A 21,665-nucleotide genomic window follows, 5' to 3' on the forward strand; every position below is an offset into this window, starting at 1 on the left:
CGGCTAAAGTCTAACGACTAATGGCTAACGACCAAGGTCTAAAGTCTAAAGACTACAGACTAACATCAACATAGAAGTTCCGATCGACCTGCAAAGTAGAAAGATCCTCCTCGAATTCCTCTGTTTTCCACTGATCGGAGGGAGTAATCCAATGCATTTTACCGTCCACCTCTATTTTAAGCGGCATTTCAAACTTTTTGACCACATTGGAATACCGATATTTTAGTTCGTTTCCGTCTACCTCGTACTCAAAAATGGGAATATTCGGAGTTCGCAAATACTGGTCGAAGACCGGGATCAGGTCGATTCCCGATTTTTCTGACATGTAGTTCTCCACCTGTTCGGTAGTGACGGTCTGATGGTAGAATTCCCGGTTTAAGCCGCGCAGTACCTGCCGCCATTTTTCGTCGTCGTCGACCAGTTGCCGGATAGTGTGCAACATATTGGCCCCCTTGTAGTACATGTCTTTTGACCCTTCTTGGTTGACGCCGTAGGGACCGATAATCGGTTCGTCGTTGGCGATACTGCTCCGGGTACCTATGACATAATCCGCCGATGCCTCTTTCCCGTAATAGTAGTCCAGGAACAGGTTTTCGGAGTAGGCGGTAAAGGCTTCGTGGATCCACATATCGGCGATATCCTTGTAGGTAATGTTGTTGGCGAACCATTCATGGCCCGCCTCATGGATGATGATAAAGTCAAATTTGAGTCCCCATCCCGTTCCTGAAAGATCCCTTCCCAAATATCCGTTCTTGTACGCGTTGCCATAGGTGACGGAGCTTTGGTGCTCCATTCCCAGATAGGGAACTTCTACCAGTTTAAAACTATCTTCGTAAAACGGGTAGGGACCGAACCAGTATTCGAAGGCCTCCATCATTTTCGGGGCGTCCCTAAATTGTTTTTTGGCCTTTTCCAAATTGTCCCTAAGCACGTAGTAGTCCATGTCGAGCGGTCCTTTTTCGCCTTGATAGGTTTCCCCGAAATGTACGTAGTCGCCGATATTGATGTTCACTCCGTAATTATTGATCGGGTTGGAAACGAACCAGTGATAGGTGTTGCTAGTTGAGTCCACCTTACGAAGCCGACCGTTGGAGACGTCCATCAGGCCTTGGGGGACTTTAACCCGGATGAGCATGCTATCGACCTCGTCGTACATATGGTCTTTGTTGGGCCACCAAACGCTGGCCCCCAGTCCCTGGTTGGAGGTGGCTACGAAATCCTTGCCGTTGTCATCCGTGGCCCATGAAAATCCGCCGTCCCACGGAGCGCGGACGGCTTCCTTGGGATGTCCGGAATATTTTACGACCACTTCGTTGAAATCTCCTTTTTTCTGTGGCTTTTCAAGATGTACAAAATGAGCGTTGCCGTTGCTCTCCACCTTGAGGTCTTTCCCTTCTTGGGTCACCCTTTCTATGTTCAACGGGGGCTGTAGATCGACCTGAAGCACTTGCCTGGGCTTTAAAACCTTGTACCGGATCGTATTTTCTCCGGAGATGAATTTTCGATCGGGATCGACATCGACATACAGGTCGTAATAGTTAAGGTCCCACCATTCACGCTCGGGGGTGATACTGCCGCGAAGACTGTCCTGTTCGGTAAAGGTTTGACCGAATAGTGTAACTGTCATGCCAAGCATCATAAATAAAATAATGTACTTCATTGTTGTGGTATGTAGCGTTCAGAAAATTGGATCTACCCGGCATCCTTGTGGTGATTTCACCCATAAATCTTTACAGGAACTGCGACCCCTAGTCGATTCTACCCTGCATCCTTTGGTTGATTGCCCCCTTGTCTCTATTCCTTCTTCCTATAATCGAAATGATTATCCGGTCCCTAGAATGTTGACGTTTCATCGCATAATCCCATTGGGAAAAACCACAACGCTCTCGAACCCGTTCGACCCGACCGCGGCCACCCCGAAGAAAAAATTATCGATTACTACCCCCTCCATTGTAAATTCCGTGACATCCCCGACATACCGGCTATGGTCCCAAGTCGGGGAGGTCGTGTCGCGCCAATAGATCTTGTAGCCCGTTGCTCCTTGAGACTTGCTCCACTGTAATTTTGCCGAAGCTTCGACGATTCCCCCGATTTTTACCGTGTCGGGAGCGGGCGGGGCCCAGGCGATCGAGGCCAGGGAAATAGCGTTGACGGCAGTCAGCTTACGGGCATATTCGAAGTTTACGTATTCGAGTTTGTCCCCGTAGTCAATGCCGTTTTCGGTACGGATGTCCTGATGCTGCTGGGTGTAGTTCTCGTGCGCTTCCATGATGCGGATACCGGCAAAACCTGCATCGTTAAACGGACGATGGTGCCCGCCCCGCCCGAAGCGATCGAGCCGATAGATCATTATGGGGTTCATCTGGGGCATATAGGTTTCCGTGGTCTTATGTACGTATCGGGCCAGTTGTCGGGAGATACCATCGACCTCGCCCCCGTAAAAGCGTCTTGCCTTTCTTTCTTCTTCGGTTTCGGTGGGGGGCACGGGTTCGGAAAATATCCTAAAATCGGTGTTGCTGACGATACCGTCAACGCCTTTGATGTTTCCGATCATATCGTTGTTCAAGATGCCGATAATTTCCCACCCCTCCTTCTTGGCATGGGCGGCCAATCCCTTTCCGCCGTACAGGCCTTGTTCTTCCCCGGACAATCCCACGAAAAGAATGCTGTTCTCAAAATCGTAATCCGACAATACCCTTGCCGCTTCCAAGGTGCCGGCCATCCCGCTGGCATTATCGTTCGCCCCAGGGGAGTCGGAGGTAAAATTGTTGGGATCGCTGACACGGGAATCAATATCCCCGCTCATCAAAATATAGCGGTTCGGATATTTTGATCCGCGTTTGACCGCCAACACATTCACGATTTCCACATCTTTGACAATCCGGTCGTTATCTCCTTTTTTGATGCTGTTTTTCTGATAAGAGACGTCCAAACAGCTACTACAGGCTTGGGAAATCTTCTCGAACTCCGCTTTTATCCATCGTCTTGCAGCGCCTATCCCGCGTGTGTCCGATACCGTATCACTTAGGGTATGGCGGGTACCGAAACCGGCCAGTTTCGAAACATCTTTTTCGATGCGTTCCGCCGACACGGCATCGATGATGTCGTATATACGTTGGTCGGTCTGGGCGAAGCCGTACATAGTGCAAAAAAGCAAGTTCAATGAGAGAAATGTTCTTATCATAATAGGTTCGTTTTATAGGAGAAAGGTTACTTTCGCTATCTTTCCGTTTTCTATCTCGTAAATGGCAGCGGCAGTAAAATTTCTACCATTTGCGGTGATATAATGCTCATCGATAATTTTATTTTCGATGACCATTCGATTTTTGACCTCGCAATGAAGGTCGGGAGCATTCTCAAAGAATCGGGTGTATTGCTCGCGCAGCTTTTGTTTTCCCTTATACCGCAGCGTATTGGGGTAGTCGAAGACCTGTACGTCTTGGGTATAGCTGTTTAAAAAAGCTTCAATATCCCTATCATTGTAGGCCTCGATTTGATTTTGGACGATAGCTTCGGGGGATTGCTCATAGACCAGGGCCATATATTTGCCATTGGGACTTACGGCTATTCGACTGATATTACTGATTTCCTTCTTTTCAAGACGTAAGAAACGCTCCCATCCCCTTTGTTTGTCCGGTTGTATCTGCATCAGAACGCGGTCGTCGGCCGCGATAATCTTGTTGTGGGACAACCAAGCCATATCATCGGTGTGCTCATACATGTCGGTTATCTTTTGAACATCACCGGTTATCGGGTCTAGGGAGCGGATTTCCCATGGCTCGTTCTCCTTACTGATAAAGCTGATAAGATCGGATTGCTGTTCTTTCTCGTCTTCCGAGCTATTGGGAAGCGGAACCGCCGCTTTGGGAATACGATGCAAAGATCGGCCAACGTTTCGCTGTACCGTTCGGTTGGTACCGTCCCTTAAATTGGAAACCACTAGATCCATTTGCCCCTCGGCCAAGACCGAAGATACCACAATGTCGCTATTATACCAGACATGGTAACCCACTTCTAAATCTTTGAGCAATTTAGAGGAGGTGCCGTCCCAAATGTCGTACTCATAAAGCCGTTGCAATCCGCTGGTGTCCAGACGGATGGCCGACACCGCATTTTTTCCGGGAATTTTCAAGGGGGAATACTCACTGCCTTGAGGGGTGTCGGTAATCCACGACAGGGAATCTCGCTTAATATCGTAGCGGGCAATATCGGTCTGTCCGTTTCTAGTGGATGAAAACAACAGGGTCTGTCCATCATAGAACGATGGCTGGTTATCGTAGCCCTCACTGTTGGAGATATTTCTTGGATCGACCAGCTCGGTCTTTCGATCCACCATATTGACATCCAAAAGGTACACTTCGGTATTGGTCTGGGCGAGAAGGGCCGTTTGTAATGAAAGGAGTAGTAGTGTAAAGATTATTCTCATAGGTATAAATTGGTTTCGTAACAGGAAGCAGGATAAATTGACCAAGGACAAAGAAAGTCAGAAAAATTGGAATACTTCGCAATCATCGAACAACCTATTCAATAAACTGATTACCAAATAACCAACTTTATAAATTCAAAAACCTATAAACTCACAAAAAAGCCAATTGTTAGTCAAAGTTCGCAATCACGGGCCAGCGGCCCGGGTAATGAACTTGTCTCTCGTCAAAAAACATCGGTCATCGGTCTTCGGTTATCCGTCCCTTCTCTCTTATCTCTATTCTCTTGTCTCTTCTCTCATTTCGTAAACCGTCTCAACAGCGCCCTGACATTCTTGATGCTATCGACATAGTATTTAGCCTGGGTTTTTTGACGGCCGACCTTGACCGTCACTGCGGTTTCAGGGAGTTCTTCGAACATGAACTCATCGGTCCAGTCATCGCCAATGGCAAATACGAAGTCGTAATCGTTCTCTGCATAGACCCGCATCGCGGCCCGGCCCTTATTTACGTTGCTGCTCTTGATTTCCATGACTTTGTTGCCGTTCAGCACGCTCAGGTCGTCGGTGCCGATCAAACTGGTCAAAACGGTATTCAGCTCGGTGGCCCGCTTTTGTCCGAAATCGGGATCGGTATTGCGATAGTGCCAGGCCAGGGAGTAGTTTTTTTCCTCGATAAAACTCCCAGGGGTCCGATCGACGAAGGACTCCAGTACCGGGCGGATTTTTTCCATCCACTCTTTCTTGACATTTTCGAGCATTTTAAAATCCTCACCTTCCGTTGAAATCCATACTCCGTGCTCCACGATCATATTATACTTCTTGGGAAGGAACCATTTGGTAAAAGTTTCTTTGTCACGCCCGCTGATGAGGTACATGTCGGTATTTTCCATGGATGATATCGCATCTAAAAGGGCGTATAATTCTTCATCGGGACCCGCTTTCTGTGGATCGTTGTGAAAGCCGGAGAGGGTGCCGTCATAATCGATGAACAGCAATCTCTTATCGGCTTTCTGGTACGATTTGGTGATGCCGTTCATCGTATCGACGGTCAGCCTTCGGGCGATATGGGAGTAATCTTTTCGCTTCTGGTCCACCAACGAGTTCATAAAATCGTTGGCCCATTTTTCGACGTTGTAGCGCTCCAAACGTTTTTGCATCGGGGCATTGCGTTCTTGCTGTTCCTCGACCGGCATGTTGATGGCGGTATGTAGGGCATCTGCAATCTGCTCGAAATTGTTGGGATTGATAAGGAGTGATTCATTCATTTCATTTGCTGATCCGGCCATTTCGCTCAAGATCAAAACACCGGTTTGGTCGGTACGCGTGGCAATATATTCCTTGGCCACCAAATTCATGCCGTCCCGCAGCGGAGTGAGCCAGGCAATATCGCTTGAGGTGTACAAATCGATTAAATTCTCGAAGGGCATGGAGCGGTAGAAGTACCAGATGGGCGTCCAGCTTACGGTCGAAAATTCCCCGTTGATGCGGCCTACCAATTCATCGACTTCCCTCTTCAGTAACTGGTACTGAGGCACGTTGGAGCGAGAGGGTACTGCCAATACAATGAGGCGGACTTTCTCTTTGTACTCCGGATATTTGTTCAGGAAATATTCGAAAGCGTAGATGCGCTTGGCAATTCCCTTCGAATAATCCAGTCTATCGATGGATAGAAAGAACTTGGCCTCCGGGTCGGCTTTTTTATGGGTATCTAGACGTTTTTGAAGTTCTGACTTTCCTTTTTCCGAACTTTCCTCGTTCTTCTTGGCGGCCTCACTGAACTTTTTGTAATCGATCCCCATGGGGAAGGAGTCCACCTTGATAATTCGATGATCCAGGGAAATATCGTTGAAACTGACCTCTAGTCCCAATAGGCGGCGCACCGAGCTTAAAAAATGCCGTTCATAGTCGTAAGTGTGGAATCCGATCAAATCCGAGCCTAGCAGTCCTTCTAGCAGTTCTTCCCGCCAAGGGATGGTTCGGAATATTTCATAGGAGGGGAAGGGAATGTGCAAAAAGAACCCTATGGAAATATCCGGCTTCTCCTCACGCACCATTTGGGGTACGAGCATCAATTGATAATCGTGTACCCATATCGTATCGTCGTCCTCGGCTTCTGCGAGAATGGCGTCGGCGAACTTTCGGTTTACCGCCTTGTACGCGTCCCAAAACTCTTGTTCGAACTCGGTGTATTCCATAAAATAATGGAACAGCGGCCAAACGGTTCGGTTGCTGAATCCGTAATAATACCCGTCTATTTCGTCTTCCGTCAAGTTGACTTGCGATGAACCGTGTTCGGCAAGGGCTTTATCTATTTTGGAGACCAGTTCATCGGGAATTTCCTCGTCCGTCAGCCCACTCCATCCTATCCAAAGACTGTCCCCTCCCGAATGTACCGATTTCATGCCTGTCGCGAGCCCGCCAACACTTGGGATAGCCGTAATTTCACCCTGGTCGATCTGTAATTGCACCGGAAGACGGTTCGAAATAATAATCGTTTTGCCCATTTGTTGAAAGTTTTTGTCGATAATAGTTACGAATTTCTATAAAAATCGACAAATTGCGGGATAAAACCAATTTATACCCCCGCAAATTGGAAATGCCCGGAATTAAAGCCTTCGAATAGGGCAATTTTCCTGAAGAGAAAGAAATAGTGCCGAACCCTTAGCTAAACAATGGATGAATAACCTGGATTACGGAATTATTGGAAATTGTAGAAGTGCCGCCTTGGTATCAAAAACGGGAAGTATAGACTGGTTGTGTCTGCCCGAATTTGATTCGCCATCGGTCTTCGCCAAATTGTTGGACGATAAGATCGGCGGCAGTTTCGAGATATTGGTCGATGAAGATTATGCGATTACCCAACGCTATAAGGATCATACTGCCATATTGATCACAAAATTTTCGGATGGTGACAACATCTTCGAGGTACGCGACTTTATGCCGCGATACCATAAAGCGGGCGGTGGGTATCATGCTCCTCCCGAGCTTGTTAGGTATATCCGACATATTAAGGGAAAGCCTAAGTTCAGAGTGGCCTATGATCCCAAACTGGAATACGCCATCGGGGAGACCAAGACCTACGTCAAACACAATTTCATAGCCAGCCTGACACACGCCGAAAAATTCGATACCGCATTTCTTTATACTTCGTTCAATAAAAATGCCGTGATCGAAGGGCGGGAGATCGATCTGACCGAGGACGGTTTTTTCCTATTGGGATATAATGAGAAAATTCTTCACCCCAACACGCAAAAAATGTATTTGGAACTGGAGCGTACCAAGGTATATTGGTTGAACTGGAGCAACAATACGCCCACCTACAGGAAATACAACGAAGAGATCCATCGTAGCGCCGTTACCCTAAAACTATTGAGCTACGACAAGACCGGCGCGGTACTGGCCGCCGCCACGACGTCCTTGCCCGAAACCATAGGCGAGGTGCGCAATTGGGATTACCGCTTTTGCTGGATACGGGATGCCTCGATGGTGATCAAGGTCGTATCCGATCTCGGCCATGAAAAGATTGCAAAACGTTACTTGCAGTTTATCATTGACCTTATGCCCGATAAGGATGAAAAGCTGCAGATTATGTACGGAATCAATAAGGAAAAGAAACTTACCGAGGAGACCTTGGACCATCTCGACGGATACATGGGGTCCAAACCCGTGCGGATCGGCAATGCTGCCTATCAACAAAGGCAGCACGACATCTATGGGATTCTAATGGACGTCATCTACGAACAACTGAAACGGTTTAGCACCGATATCGAGAACGGCGAGGAAATCTGGAGCATTACCAAAGGCATCGTCTGGATCGTCGAGAAGCACTGGCAAGAACCCGATAAGGGCATTTGGGAATTCCGCTCCGAAGACCGGCATTTTACCTTTTCAAAGGTACTTTGCTGGACCGCCGTTGACCGGGCCATTAAGGTGGCCGGAATTATGAACAAAAACCATAAAATCGGAAAATGGAAACCTCTCCGGGACGAAATTTGGGACAGTATCCAAGAAAAGGCCTGGAACGAGGAAGTCGGGGCGTACACCCAATCCTATGGGACCAAGCACCTGGATGCCTCCGTGCTTTTGATGGAGTCTTATGGCTGTGTAAACGCCAACGACGAACGTTTTATAAGTACGGTGAACGCGATTGGCCGAGAGCTAAAACACGAGGGATTGCTGTACCGCTACAAAAACGAGGATGATTTCGGTCTGCCGTCGTCGTCATTTACCGTGTGCACCTTTTGGTATATCAACAGTCTGTTTAAAATCGGCGAAACCGAAAAGGCGGAAGCCCATTTCGAAGAGCTTTTGGGCTACAGTAACCATTTGGGGCTGTTTAGTGAGGACCTTGATTTTAAGACCAAGCGCTTGCTCGGAAACTTTCCCCAAGCCTATTCCCACCTGGCCTTGATTGAATGTGCCATCAATTTTTCGAAAAAACACTCGGAAGAGAAGATTTTAGAATCGATGCGGGAATAGTGTATCCGGAAGAATACCTATTCGATCAATAATGTCACCTCGAGTACTTCGGTTGCCGGCCCGACGCTGACTTTCGGGCGGACACTCAGCACAGACAGGCCGGCCCGAAAGATTCACTTCCGCCCGGTCCGGTTCGCCGTCCGGTCCGGTACGCTCGCCGGATTGCGGGTGAGGAGCGCGAGCTGGCGGACATTCGAGACCTTTTGCTTTGACTTTTCGATAGTCCGTCCGAACGGGACGGGGACGGCTGGCTAGTTGGTGCTCAAGATGAATAAAAGGCTTTTAAGCTTCTAATCGGAGAGGCAACCTCTGGAAAACTTGGAGGAGGTGATAAGATTTGCACAACTTTCTGCGGATCAAGTGTTTTTTTCGGCTGACAGCAAAAAAACCGCTCTGTTCAAAGAGCGGTTTGGTTACAGCTTGACGACAGCTGCAGATATGCATTAAAACTACAGTCAGTCGTCAGTCGAATGTATATCCGCTATCCGCCGAAATCTTATCGGCAATCTGGATTTTTAACGCGGCCACATTGGGATGGTTGGTGTATTTAGTAAACCGCTTCAATCCCATTAGCATCATGCGCTGTTCGTCCCCTTCGGTGAAAGAGATAATCGCTTCCTTTGCTTTTTGAACGATGGTTTCGGTAGCTTGATACAGGTATAGTTGCGACATGGCGATCTGTACGGCCTGAGCCTCTTCTCCCTCACGTTTGGCATTTTTTTCCGTTCTCAGTAGGGTGCTTTCGGCCATATAGACTTCGATGAGCACATCGGATGCCGCCAACATCAACTGCTGATGCTGTTCCAATTCAGGGCCGAATTGCTCTACTGCTTTGCCCGCTACCATAAGAAATACTTTCTTCAACCGCGCCAATAGATCTTTTTCCTCGGCAAAGAGTTCGGAATAGTCCGGGGTCTCGAAGGAAGGAATTCCCATTAATTCTTCCCCGACTGCAGTGGCGGGACCCAATAGGTCTACATGCCCCTTCATCGCCTTTTTGACTAACATCCCTACGGCCAGCATCCTGTTAATTTCGTTGGTACCTTCGTAGATACGTGCGATACGGGCATCGCGCCATGCTTTTTCCATGGGGGCGTCGGCACTAAAGCCCATTCCGCCGAAAATCTGTATTCCCTCGTCGGTAGTGTTCTGGGCATCCTCCGAAACGGCTACTTTTAAGATGGAACATTCGATGGCATACTCCTCCACACCCTTCAGTTCCGCCTCCTGATGGGAATTGCCCTCGGATTTGCGAATGGCGATACGGTCTTCGATGTCCTTGGCGGCCCGATAGCTGGCGGATTCACCCGCGTACACATTAGTAGCCATTTGCGCCAATTTAGCTTTTATCGCTCCGAAGTTGGCGATCGGGGTCTTGAACTGTACCCGTTCGTTAGCATATTTCGCCGCTTCGTCCACAACCTTGCGTTGGGCTTCCAAGCAGGCTGCCGCCAACTTGATACGACCGATATTAAGGACGTTCATGGCAATCTTAAAACCATTGCCCCGTTCGGAAAGCATGTTTTCTACAGGCACTTTGGTCTCATTGAAAAAAACCTGTCGGGTAGAGGAGGAGTGGATCCCGAGCTTTTTTTCTTCGGGGTTCATGGATATCCCGTTATCGGGGTCATTTTCCACAATAAAACCGGTGACATATTTGTCATCCTCGATTCTGGCAAAAACGATGAACAGGTCACAGAATCCCGCGTTGGAAATCCACATCTTCTGGCCGCTAATACTGTAATATTTCCCATCGTCGGAAAGCACTGCCTTGGTCTTGCCGGAATTGGCGTCCGAACCTGCGCCCGGTTCCGTCAGGCAGTAGGCCCCGAACCATTCGCCGGAGGCCAGTTTGGGCACGTACTTTTGCTTTTGTTCCTCGGTACCGTAGAGGGTGATGGGCATGGTGCCGATACCGGTGTGTGCCCCGAACGCGGTACTGAACGAGCCGGTTGCCCCGGAAATATAGTCACAGACGAGCATGGTGGAAACAAAGCCCATTCCCATGCCGCCGTACTCTTCGGGAACAGCCACACTCAGTAGTCCCAATTCCCCCGCCTTGCGCATACATTCTTCCGTGTAGGCGTAGTCTTTTTGTTCAAAACGCTCCCAATGCGCCCAAAGCTCGCGATCGACGAACTCGTTGGTGCTGTCACGCATCATCCGCTGTTCTTCGTTCAGGTCTTCTAAAGTGAAGACATCTTCGCATTTGGTCTCTTTGACCAGAAACTGCCCACCTCGGAGCAGGTTTTCCTTTTGTATTGTTTCGGTGCTCATGTTTTGTGAATTAAGGTTATTGAATTTGACATCAGGAGAGAAACTCATAAATCCCCGCAGCCCCTTGGCCAGTCCCCACGCACATTGTGACCAGTCCGTATTTCCCCTGCATGTTGCGTTTTCGCATTTCGTCGAAGAGTTGCACGGACAGTTTTGCACCGGTACATCCGAGAGGATGGCCCAGGGCAATGGCACCTCCGTTGACATTGACGATGTCGTTGTCGAGCCCCAGTTCGCGAATAACGGCGATGGATTGGGAGGCGAAGGCCTCGTTGAGTTCGATAAGCTCGATATCATCCTGTTTTAGTCCGGCTTGCCTTAGGGCCTTGGGAACGGCGTATACGGGACCGATTCCCATAATCCGGGGGGGTACACCTGCGGCGGCATAGTTGACCAACCTTGCGATCGGTTCCAGATTCAGTTCCTTGACCATTTCCTCGCTCATCACCATGACAAAAGCTGCGCCATCGCTGGTCTGGGAGGAGTTCCCCGCCGTGACGGTACCGTTTTCGGCAAAAACGGGCCGTAATTTTGCCAAGGCCTCCAATGAGGTATCTTTTCGCGGACCCTCGTCCTTGGTCACGGTGTACGATTTCGTGTCTTTTTTGCCCTTGTTGTTGACATAGGTCTGCTCCACCTTGATGGGTACGATCTGGTCTTGAAAGCGGTCTTCCGCTTGGGCCTTAAGCGCTTTCTGATGGGAGTTGAAGGCAAATTCGTCCTGATCTTCGCGGGAGACATTGTATTCCTGCGCTACCGCCTCCGCGGTGTTGCCCATTCCCCAATAGTAGTCCTCATGCCCCTCTTTGGCCAAATCGTAGTTGAGTTCGGTCTTATAGCCGGTCATGGGTACGGAACTCATGCTTTCGGCGCCCCCGGCAATGATACAGTCCGCCATTCCGGATTGGATTTTAGCGGTGGCGATTCCGATGGTTTCGATGCCCGAAGAGCAGAACCGGTTGACCGTAACTCCTGGAACATCCACGATGTCGAGGCCCATTAACGAAATCAACCGGGCCATGTTCAGTCCCTGGCTTCCTTCCGGCATCGCGTTCCCGACGATAACATCATCGATTCGTTTTTTGTCGAAATCGGGCAGGGCCTCCATCATGTATTGGATGGTCTCCGCGGCGAGCTCATCGGTCCGTTTGAAACGGAAAACACCTTTTGGGGCCTTGCCGACGGCCGTTCTGTATGCTTTTACTATGTATGCTTGCTTCATGGTCTTGTGTTTTGACAAAAAGACAAAAGGAGTAAAGATGAAAGACTAATGACCTAGACCTCCTCGAAATCTTGATATCATTTTTTGTAATTGTTGAATTCGATCTTTGAGATTTTTAAATTTTTCTTCCTTAATGTATCCTTCGTTAAAGGCAACAACTAGTTGGGTTTCCCACTCAAAAGCAGAACCGAGACTGGTTTCTAAAAACTTTCCAAAATGTCTGTCAGTTCCTTTACTACTGCCCTCGGCAATGTTTGAAGGTATTGACACAGCACATCTATTCATTTGATTTGCAAGCCCATATTTTTCATACTCTGGAAACGTTCTGGTCATTTTATATGAATCTCTAACCAAAGAAATTCCCTCGCTCCAAATCTTTAGTTTTCTGAAATTATGCGTCATCCGTATGTATTGAGCTAAAATGTTTATTCCGCTGACCTTGTAAAAAAAACAAATTCCTTTTGTCCTTCATCTTTCTGTCCTTGCTCCTTTCGTCCAGGAATTAATTCCGCAACGGCTTCCCCGACTTCAACATATGCTGAATCCGCTCCAGGGTTTTTCGTTCGGTACATAGCGATAGAAAGGCTTCGCGTTCCAGATCTAACAGATATTGTTCTGAAACTTCGGTGGGTTCGGACAAATCGCCCCCGGCCATAACGTAGGCGAGCTTGTTCGCGATTTTTTTGTCGTGTTCGCTGATGTATCTACTGGCTTCCATGGAATCGGTGCCAACTAGGAACATGCCCAACGCCTGTTTACCCAATACTTTTACATCGGTTCTTTGGATGGGCTGTGTATAGCCGGCTTCTGCCATGAGTTGGGCATGGGCCTTGGCGGTGGCAATCTGTCTGTCTTTATTGACGACAACGATATCTTTCCCGGGTTGTAGGTAGCCTAAGTCGTAAGCTTCATAGGCGGAAGTGGATACTTTGGCCATCCCGATGGTCAAAAAGTATTCCTGTAGCACGTTCAGTTCCACATCGCCCTTTCGAAAGGTGTCCTGCGCGCGAAGGGCCATTTCTTTGGAGCCTCCGCCCCCGGGAATGACCCCGACGCCGAATTCTACCAGCCCGATATAGGTTTCCGCCGCGGCAACTACCTTATCGGCATGCAGGGATAGCTCGCACCCGCCGCCCAAGGTCATATCGTGGGGGGCGGATACGGTGGGAATGGCGGAGTACCGCATGCGCATCATGGTATCCTGAAACATTTTGATGGCCATATTCAACTCGTCGTATTCCTGTTCGACGGCCATCATAAATATCATACCGATGTTGGCGCCGACGGAGAAATTTTTCCCTTGATTGCCGACGACCAAGCCTTGAAAATCTTTTTCGGCCCTATCGATAGCAGTATTTAGGCCCGCCAGGACGTCCCCACCGATAGTGTTCATTTTGGACTGGAATTCTACGTTCAGGATGCCATCGCCCAAATCTTCGACGACCACACCCTTGTTTTTGAAGACTTCCTTGGATTTTCGGATGTTGTCCAAAATGATAAAGGCGTCCTGTCCGGGGACCTTTTTCATGGATTTGGAGGGAATATCGTAATAATATGATGCCCCGTCCTTTACAGTGTAGAAAGACTCTATACCCGCTTCCTTCATTTCTTGTACCCATGACGCGGCTTTCAAATCCAGTGCCTTAATTAGCTCCAAACCTTTGTCGAGCCCGATGGCATCCCAAATCTGGAAGGGACCGTGACCCCAGCCGAAGCCCGCCCGCATGGCATCGTCGATTTTATAGAGCTCATCGGTAATCTCGGGGATCCGGTTGGAGGAATAGGCGAACAAGGCTCCAAAATTCCTACGATAGAACTCCCCGGGCTTTTCGCTGTCGTTGACCAGCACCTCAAAACGGTCGATGACATGGTCGATGGTCTTCGTCTTGTCCAGAACCGAAAATTTCTTGCTTTTCTTGGGACGATACTCCATTTTATCGAGATCGAGCCCTAGAATCTCGCTCTTACCGTCCTTATCCTTTATTTTTTTGTAGAAACCTTGACCGGTTTTGCTACCGTACCATTCGTTTTCCACCATGGTATCGATAAAATCCGGCAGTTTAAAGACGCTCCGACGCTCGTCATCGGGACAGTTTTCGTAGATTCCGTTGGCCACATGGACCAAGGTATCGAGACCTACCACGTCCACCGTTCTGAACGTGGCCGATTTTGGGCGGCCGATGACCGGACCGGTAAGTTTATCGACCTCCTCTACGGTCATATCCATATCCTTTACCGTATGAAAAAGGCTTTGAATGCTGAAGGTGCCGATGCGGTTGCCGATAAAGGCGGGCGTATCTTTGGCGATGACGGAAGTTTTCCCCAAGAATTTTTCGCCGAATGCGTTCAAAAAATCAAGGACTTCCGGCAAGGTCTTGGGTCCCGGAATGATCTCGAACAGGTCTAAGTACCGAACGGGATTGAAAAAATGCGTGCCACAGAAATGCTTCTGGAAGTCTTCACTACGACCTTCGGACATAAAATGGATGGGAATGCCGGAAGTGTTGGAAGTGATCAGAGTACCCGGGGTTCGGTGCTTATCGAGTTTTTCGAAGACTTGTTTCTTGATATCCAAACGCTCTACGACTACCTCTATGATCCAGTCCACCTCGGATACCTTGTCGATATCGTCTTCCATGTTGCCCGTACTTATCCTACTGGCAAAATCCTGATGGTAGATAGGGGAGGGCTTTGATTTCAGGGCCGAGGCCAATGAATCGTTAACCAAGCGGTTGCGGACGACCTTGTCATCCAAGGTGAGTCCCTTTGCTTTCTCCTTGTCGTTCAGTTCGCGGGGAACGATGTCGAGCAAGAGCACCTTTACCCCGATATTGGCAAAATGGCAGGCTATGCCACTCCCCATGATTCCCGATCCGATGACCGCTACCTTTTTGATATGTTTGTTCACTGCTTTCGTTTTTTGTTGGGTATTATTTTGCCGAATGATTTAGATATATATTCTTTTCGGAAACCAACTGATTGATGGTTTCCATGACCTCAAAAAAGCCTTCCAATTTCTCTTGGGATACATGTTTCCTGACCGTTTGGTTGAATTGCAGTACCACATTTTTGGAATCCTCCCTTTTTTCCAGGCCGAATTCCGTTAGGTAAATCAACACGCCGCGTCCGTCATTTGGGTTAGGCTTGCGCTCGATCATGCCCTGGGTTTCCATCCGTTTTAGAATACGGGACAGGCTGGTCGCTTCCATGCCCATTTTGGGGCCCAAGGCCGTCGAGGGAGTACCCGTTTTCGGATCTATGCTCAGCAAGGTAAATCCCACCGCCATGGTCGAACCGAACTTTTTGGCTTCTTCGTTGTACATTCGGGCGACGGCCTGCCATGTGGCACGAAGGGCATAATCGATGGTGATTTCTTTCATCGGGCTTGGTTGGAATACCAAATATAGCAAATATTTATTATGCACGCATAGTAAAAGGAATTAATTTTAGCATCTCCAGCGAGGAAATCCGTTTCACAAACTATGAAGATTGAAACGAACTGGCCACGGAAGATAAGAGGGACCAAAAGACGGTTTAGGATTTTTCGTTTAGGATTCTAGAGTCTCAATGCCCATACATATCATTATACAGATACATGTATTTTTCCTTTACGATCTTGCGCCGTAATTTCATGGTCGGGGTAAGGTGCCCATCGGTGGTGGTCCACACATCGGGGGTCAGGCGAAAGACCTTGACCTTTTCCCATTTGGCAAATTTTTCGTTGGCTTTGTCAACTTCCTCTTGATATCGGTCCAATACCTGTTTGTTTAGAACAATATCGGAGTTTTCAGGAACGGTGATGCCGTGCCTTGTGGCCCATTGGTGTAAAAATTCAAAGTCTGGCTGAATCAGGGCGGCGGGCATTTTTTCGCTTTCCCCGACGACCATGACCTGTTCGATGAAACGGGATTGCTTCAACCGGTTCTCCAATAGCTGCGGAGCGACATATTTGCCCCCAGAAGTCTTGAACATTTCCTTTTTTCTATCGGTAATTTTCAGAAACCCCTCCGCATCGACTTCTCCGATGTCTCCCGTATGGAAATAGCCATCGACCATTACCTTTTCGGTCATCGCCTTATCCTTATAATACCCCATCATGACCTGTGGCCCTTTGATACAGATTTCGCCGTCATCGGCAATTTTCACCTCGGTCCTCTCTAGGGGAATTCCCACCGTGCCGATTTTAAAACCATGGTCGCGCATATCGTTGACCGAGATAACGGGCGAGGTTTCCGTCAAACCGTAGCCTTCCATCAGTCCGAACTCCGCGGCATTGAATATCCGGGAAAGTCGAGGCTGTAAGGCCGCACTGCCCGAGGCGATCAGGCCCAGATTGCCCCCGAGCCCTTCCTTCCACTTGCTGAATATCAACTTGCGGGCCACCGCCAATTTTTGCTCGTACCACCAGCCGTTGCGGCCGTATGGTTCGTATTTCAATCCCAAGTCCACTGCCCAAAAGAAGAGGGACTTTTTGATGCCCGTAAGCTCCGTGCCCTTGGCGATGATTTTGTCATATACCTTTTCCAGCAAACGCGGAACCGCCGTCATGACATGGGGACCGGTTTCCTTGAGGTTCTCACTGATTTTATCCAGCGACTCGGCGAAATAGATGCTGACCCCCCGATATTGGTACAGGTACATCAACATGCGTTCGTACACATGGCAGACCGGTAAAAAGCTAAGGGATTTCGTATCACCGTCCTTGATGGGGAAACGCTTGGAACTTTCAATGGCATTGCTGACCAGATTATCATGGGAGAGCATGACGCCTTTCGGTTTCCCGGTGGTCCCTGAAGTATAGATTAATGTGGCCAGGTCTTCAGCCTTGACCGCATCCTTTAATTTTTGGACTTCCGATTGGTTCGAATCGTCGGCACCGAGTTCGAGCACCTCGTTCCAATTGTCGCAATCGGATAGTTCATCGAAGGAGTAGATCTTCTTGAGACTGGGTACCTGGTCCTGAACGGCCTTTACCTTATCGTACACCTCGCGGCAGGAGACAAAACAGTAGGTCGATTCGGAATGGTTCAGCACATAGGTATATTCCTCTTCGGATATAGTGGGATATATGGGTACGTTTTGTGCGCCGAGCTGTAGGATGCCGATATCCATAATGTTCCATTCCGTTCGGTTGGTCATGGAAATTACGGCGATTTTTTCGTTGGGTTTTATCCCGAGCCGCAGCAGGCCCCGACTGATGGCATTGGCCTTGTCCACATACTCCTGAGTGGACGTGGCCACCCATTTTCCGTCGTATTTGGTGATAAGGGACGCCTTCAGGTTATATTTTTCCAGCTGGTACTGGGGAAAATCGAAAAGTCGGGTGATGTCTTGCATGGTCTGTTCGAATGGTTGTTGAAATATAGGAAAAAATTTAATGGGTAACTGTTAAAGCTTATTTTGCTCGACCCACTCCTTGGCATTTACAAAGGCCTGCAACCACGGCGAAACGTCGTCGTTTCTCTCTTTTGGATAATGGGCCCAGTTCCATGGAAATATGGAACGTTCGATGTGCGGCATGGTTACAAGATGCCGACCGGTTTTGTCGCAGAGCATTGCAGTATTGTAGTCACTGCCATTGGGATTGGCAGGATAGCCCTCATACCCGTATTTCGCCACGATATCGTAGTTTTCTTCGGATAGGGGGAGGACGAACTTGCCCTCGCCATGTGAAATCCATACCCCCAAGCTGCAGCCTTCCAGACCGGATAGCATCACGGAGTTGTTTTTTTGGATTTTTACCGAACCAAAATTGCTTTCGTGCTTGTGGGAATCGTTATAGGTCATTTTCCCTTGAACTTGGTGCTCGGGATTGATGAGGTCCAGTTCCATAAACAGTTGACAGCCGTTGCAGATGCCGATGGACAGCGTGTCGGGCCGGGCGAAGAAGTTTTTAAGGGCCGTATTCGCCTTTTCGTTGTATTTAAAGGCCCCCGCCCATCCTTTGGCGCTGCCCAGAACATCGGAATTGGAGAAGCCTCCGACGGCCCCGATAAACTGGATATCTTCTAAGGTCTCGCGGCCCGAAATCAGGTCGGTCATATGCACGTCCTTGACATCAAAGCCCGCCAGGTACATGGCATTGGCCATCTCCCGCTCGGAGTTGCTGCCCTTTTCTCGGAGAATGGCGGCTTTTGGCTTCTCGACTGCGCCCGAAGTGACGCCCGATGTCCCGTCGAGCCTCTTGTCATCGCTGGGGACAGGTTCGGTCGAGATCGTGGAGTCGCCGCCACCTTCTGTCCGGTCGAGCGCAGTAGAGACCTCCCCGTCATGACCTCTCGACTGCGCTCGAGGAGACAGTTGGCCCGTGAAGTTATCCGGAAACTTGTACCTTAAACTTTGTTCCTTATAATTATTGTACCGCTCCTTCGCCAGGCCATTGGCGGTCTGTCGGTCATCCAATAAGAACGAGGTTTCGTACCAGGTATCCCGTAAGGAAGCGATGTTCAATCCCATTTCCATCCCGCCGTTCTTGATGGTCAATGTACCTTCGGACACGACTTCCCCAATTTTTACAAATTCGATTTCGGCCTCGGAAAGGGTTTTCTCGAGGGACGCATCCCCCTGAAAAACAATACCCGTATTTTCGGAAAACAGCAATTTTATGGTATCGGATTCCCCTAAATCGGATAGGTCCAATTCGGCTCCCAAGTCGTTGTCGGCAAAACACATTTCCAATAAGGTGGTAATCAATCCTCCGGATGCAACATCGTGACCGGCAACGATTTGTCCCTCTTTAATTAGAGCCTGAATGGTATTAAAGGCGGATTTAAAATAAGGGGTATCGATAACGTTGGGCGCTTCATTTCCGACGGCATTTCGAACCTGTCCAAAGGATGAACCTCCCAATTTGTATGGGTCTTTCGACAGGTTTATGTAGTAAATCGACCCCCCAGCCTCTTGTAATACGGGTTCCACGACTTTGGTGATGTCGGAACAGTGGCCGGCGGCGGAAATAATGACCGTTCCGGGGGAGATGACCTCGCCATCGGGATATTTTTGTTTCATGGAAAGGGAGTCCTTGCCTGTGGGCACGTTGATGCCCAAGTCGATGGCAAAGTCCGAAATTGCCTGGACGGCCTCGTACAACCGGGCATCCTCGCCCTCGTTTTTGCAAGGCCACATCCAGTTGGCGGAAAGGGAAACGGATTTTAGTCCTTCTTCCAGCGGGGCCCAGATGATGTTGGTCAGCGCCTCTGCGATGCTGTTTCTGCTTCCGGCGGTAGGGTCGATCACTCCCGAGATGGGGGAGTGGCCGATACTCGTGGCGATGCCCTCCATGCCCCTGAAATCCAATGCCATGACGGCGCAGTTGTTCAGGGGCAGCTGCAAAGGCCCCGCGCATTGTTGTTTCGCCACCCGTCCGCCGACGCAGCGGTCGACCTTGTTGGTCAGCCAGTCCTTACAGGCGACAGCTTCCAACTGCAGCACCTGTTGCAGGTAATCGTGGAAAAATTCGAGGGAATAGTCCGCATCTTGGTAGGTTCTCTTGATAGTGGTGTCGGTCAGGACCGTCTTGGGGGAGCTTCTGAAGATATCGGAGAGGTTGACGTCCATGGGCATTTGGCCGCTGGATGCGGAGGCAAAGGTAAATCGGTCGTCAGCGGTAACCTTGCCCACGGTGTACATCGGCGATCGTTCGCGTTCGGCGATCCGGGCGAGCAGATCGGTGTCTTTTTGACCGATGACCAGCCCCATTCGCTCTTGTGATTCGTTGCCGATCACTTCCTTGGCGGATAGGGTAGGGTCTCCGACGGGAAGCTTGTCCAAATCGATTTTCCCGCCGGTATCCTCGACGAGTTCGGACAGGCAGTTGAGGTGTCCCCCTGCACCGTGATCGTGGATGGAGACAATGGGATTGCTGTCATTTTCGACCATCCCTCGGATGGCATTGGCGGCCCGTTTCTGCATTTCGGGATTGGACCGTTGCACGGCATTGAGCTCGATGGCGGAATCGAATTCCCCAGTATCCGCGCTCGACACGGCAGCACCGCCCATTCCGATACGGTAGTTGTCGCCACCTAGGATGACGATGTCGTCCCCTGCGTTCGGGGTGCCCTTCAAGGCCTGTTCCGCTTTTGCATATCCGATTCCCCCGGCCTGCATGATGACCTTGTCGTAGCCGAGCCTTCTATTTTCTTCGGAATGCTCAAAGGTCAATACCGATCCCGCAATCAAAGGCTGTCCGAATTTATTCCCAAAATCCGAAGCCCCGTTGGAGGCCTTGATCAGGATGTCCATAGGGGTCTGGTAGAGCCAATCGCGTTCAGGCATCGCGTTTTCCCACGGCCTGTCTAGAGCGGAGCCGGAAGGTCTGGCTTGGGCAGGGTCGGATGAAGCGGCTCCGCTACCGGAATCCGAACCTTCTTTCAATCGGGAATAGGCCGTCATATACACCGCCGTACCCGCCAGTGGCAACGAACCTTTGCCGCCGGCCAGCCGGTCGCGAATCTCGCCACCCGAGCCCGTCGCGGCCCCATTAAAAGGTTCGACGGTGGTGGGAAAGTTGTGGGTTTCCGCTTTTAGGGATATCACGGAATCGAAATCCTTTTCCGAATAAAAATCGGGTCCGTCGGCGGATTTTGGGGCAAATTGGACGACTCGGGGCCCTTTAACGAAAGCTACATTATCCTTATAGGCCGATACAATGCCATTGGGATTTTCCTGGGATGTTCTTTTGATCAATTTGAACAAGGAGGAAGGCATCTCCTGACCATCGATGACAAAGGTCCCGTTGAATATTTTATGCCGGCAGTGTTCGGAATTGACCTGACTGAATCCGAATACCTCGGAATCGGTCAATTTGCGTCCCATTTTTTTAGATAATCCGTTCAGGTATTCGACCTCTTCCCCGTTCAATGCGAGTCCCTCTTTCTCATTATAGGCAGCAATGTCATCGATTTCGAAAATGGGGTCGGGCACTACATCCACCTTGAACGTATCCTGCCCCAGCCCGTCGAATTTTTGGGAAAGCATGGCGTCGAAATCGGTAAAATCCCTGTCAACTGCCTGAAACTCCTCGATACGGACGATGCCAGAAATACCCATATTCTGGGTGATTTCAGTGGCATTGGTACTCCAGGGTGTAATCATGGCGGCCCGGGGACCAACAAAAAAGGCGTCCAATGACGCCGTGTTGATTTTGGGGCTGTTGCCGAACAACCAGATGAGTTTATTGATGTCTTCCTGTGAAAGTTCGTGTTGGGTTTGAACGGCGTAAACCTTGGCTTTCGCATCCCCGAAAAAGTAAATCATCGACGG

The 21,665-nt window shown here is 49.4% G+C and carries 12 protein-coding genes; 1 reads left to right on the plus strand and 11 read right to left on the minus strand.

All coding sequences use genetic code 11. The annotated features are described in order from the left end of the window. Positions 1-52: 52 nt before the first annotated feature. From RQM65_RS16340 to RQM65_RS16355, 4 genes are all read right to left on the minus strand, one after another. Positions 53-1,627, minus strand: coding sequence for a M1 family metallopeptidase (locus RQM65_RS16340; RefSeq protein WP_314016488.1), 1,575 nt, complete (start codon positions 1,625-1,627; stop codon positions 53-55). 222 nt (positions 1,628-1,849) lie between these two features. Further along, on the minus strand, positions 1,850-3,184 hold the full coding sequence (locus tag RQM65_RS16345) for a M28 family metallopeptidase (protein WP_314016489.1): 1,335 nt from the start codon (positions 3,182-3,184) through the stop codon (positions 1,850-1,852). 12 nt (positions 3,185-3,196) lie between these two features. Continuing rightward, entirely contained in the window at positions 3,197-4,426 is a 1,230-nt protein-coding gene (locus RQM65_RS16350; protein WP_314016490.1) for a nuclear transport factor 2 family protein, read from the minus strand. A gap of 296 nt (positions 4,427-4,722) precedes the next feature. Next, complete coding sequence (locus RQM65_RS16355) at positions 4,723-6,930, minus strand: bifunctional alpha,alpha-trehalose-phosphate synthase (UDP-forming)/trehalose-phosphatase (RefSeq protein ID WP_314016491.1); 2,208 nt, start codon at positions 6,928-6,930, stop codon at positions 4,723-4,725. Between the two features lie 172 nt (positions 6,931-7,102). Between RQM65_RS16355 and RQM65_RS16360 the strand changes: the two genes are divergently transcribed. Further along, a complete protein-coding gene (locus tag RQM65_RS16360) occupies positions 7,103-8,905 on the plus strand; it encodes a glycoside hydrolase family 15 protein (RefSeq protein ID WP_314016492.1) in 1,803 nt (600 codons plus the stop codon). Positions 8,906-9,367: 462 nt separating this feature from the next. Here RQM65_RS16360 and RQM65_RS16365 read toward each other — a convergent pair whose 3' ends face one another. From RQM65_RS16365 to purL, 7 genes are all read right to left on the minus strand, one after another. Then, entirely contained in the window at positions 9,368-11,182 is a 1,815-nt protein-coding gene (locus RQM65_RS16365) for an acyl-CoA dehydrogenase FadE (RefSeq protein ID WP_314016493.1), read from the minus strand. Positions 11,183-11,213: 31 nt separating this feature from the next. Further along, positions 11,214-12,404, minus strand: a complete 1,191-nt coding sequence (locus tag RQM65_RS16370; RefSeq protein ID WP_314016494.1) for an acetyl-CoA C-acyltransferase — start codon at positions 12,402-12,404, stop codon at positions 11,214-11,216. A gap of 45 nt (positions 12,405-12,449) precedes the next feature. After that, positions 12,450-12,806, minus strand: coding sequence for a four helix bundle protein (locus RQM65_RS16375; protein WP_314016495.1), 357 nt, complete (start codon positions 12,804-12,806; stop codon positions 12,450-12,452). A gap of 100 nt (positions 12,807-12,906) precedes the next feature. After that, positions 12,907-15,312, minus strand: coding sequence for a 3-hydroxyacyl-CoA dehydrogenase/enoyl-CoA hydratase family protein (locus RQM65_RS16380; protein WP_314016496.1), 2,406 nt, complete (start codon positions 15,310-15,312; stop codon positions 12,907-12,909). Between the two features lie 22 nt (positions 15,313-15,334). Then, the gene (locus RQM65_RS16385; protein ID WP_314016497.1) at positions 15,335-15,784 is read right to left on the minus strand and encodes a MarR family winged helix-turn-helix transcriptional regulator; all 450 of its coding nucleotides are present in this window, start codon (positions 15,782-15,784) and stop codon (positions 15,335-15,337) included. 184 nt (positions 15,785-15,968) lie between these two features. Continuing rightward, entirely contained in the window at positions 15,969-17,741 is a 1,773-nt protein-coding gene (locus tag RQM65_RS16390) for an AMP-dependent synthetase/ligase (RefSeq protein ID WP_314016498.1), read from the minus strand. Positions 17,742-17,792: 51 nt separating this feature from the next. Then, positions 17,793-21,659 carry a phosphoribosylformylglycinamidine synthase gene (gene purL / locus RQM65_RS16395; RefSeq protein WP_314016499.1) on the minus strand — a complete coding sequence of 1,289 codons (3,867 nt, stop codon included), beginning with the start codon at positions 21,657-21,659 and terminating at the stop codon, positions 17,793-17,795. Positions 21,660-21,665: the final 6 nt, after the last annotated feature.

Source organism: Pricia mediterranea, assembly GCF_032248455.1.
Classification (GTDB): Bacteria; Bacteroidota; Bacteroidia; order Flavobacteriales; family Flavobacteriaceae; genus Pricia; species Pricia mediterranea.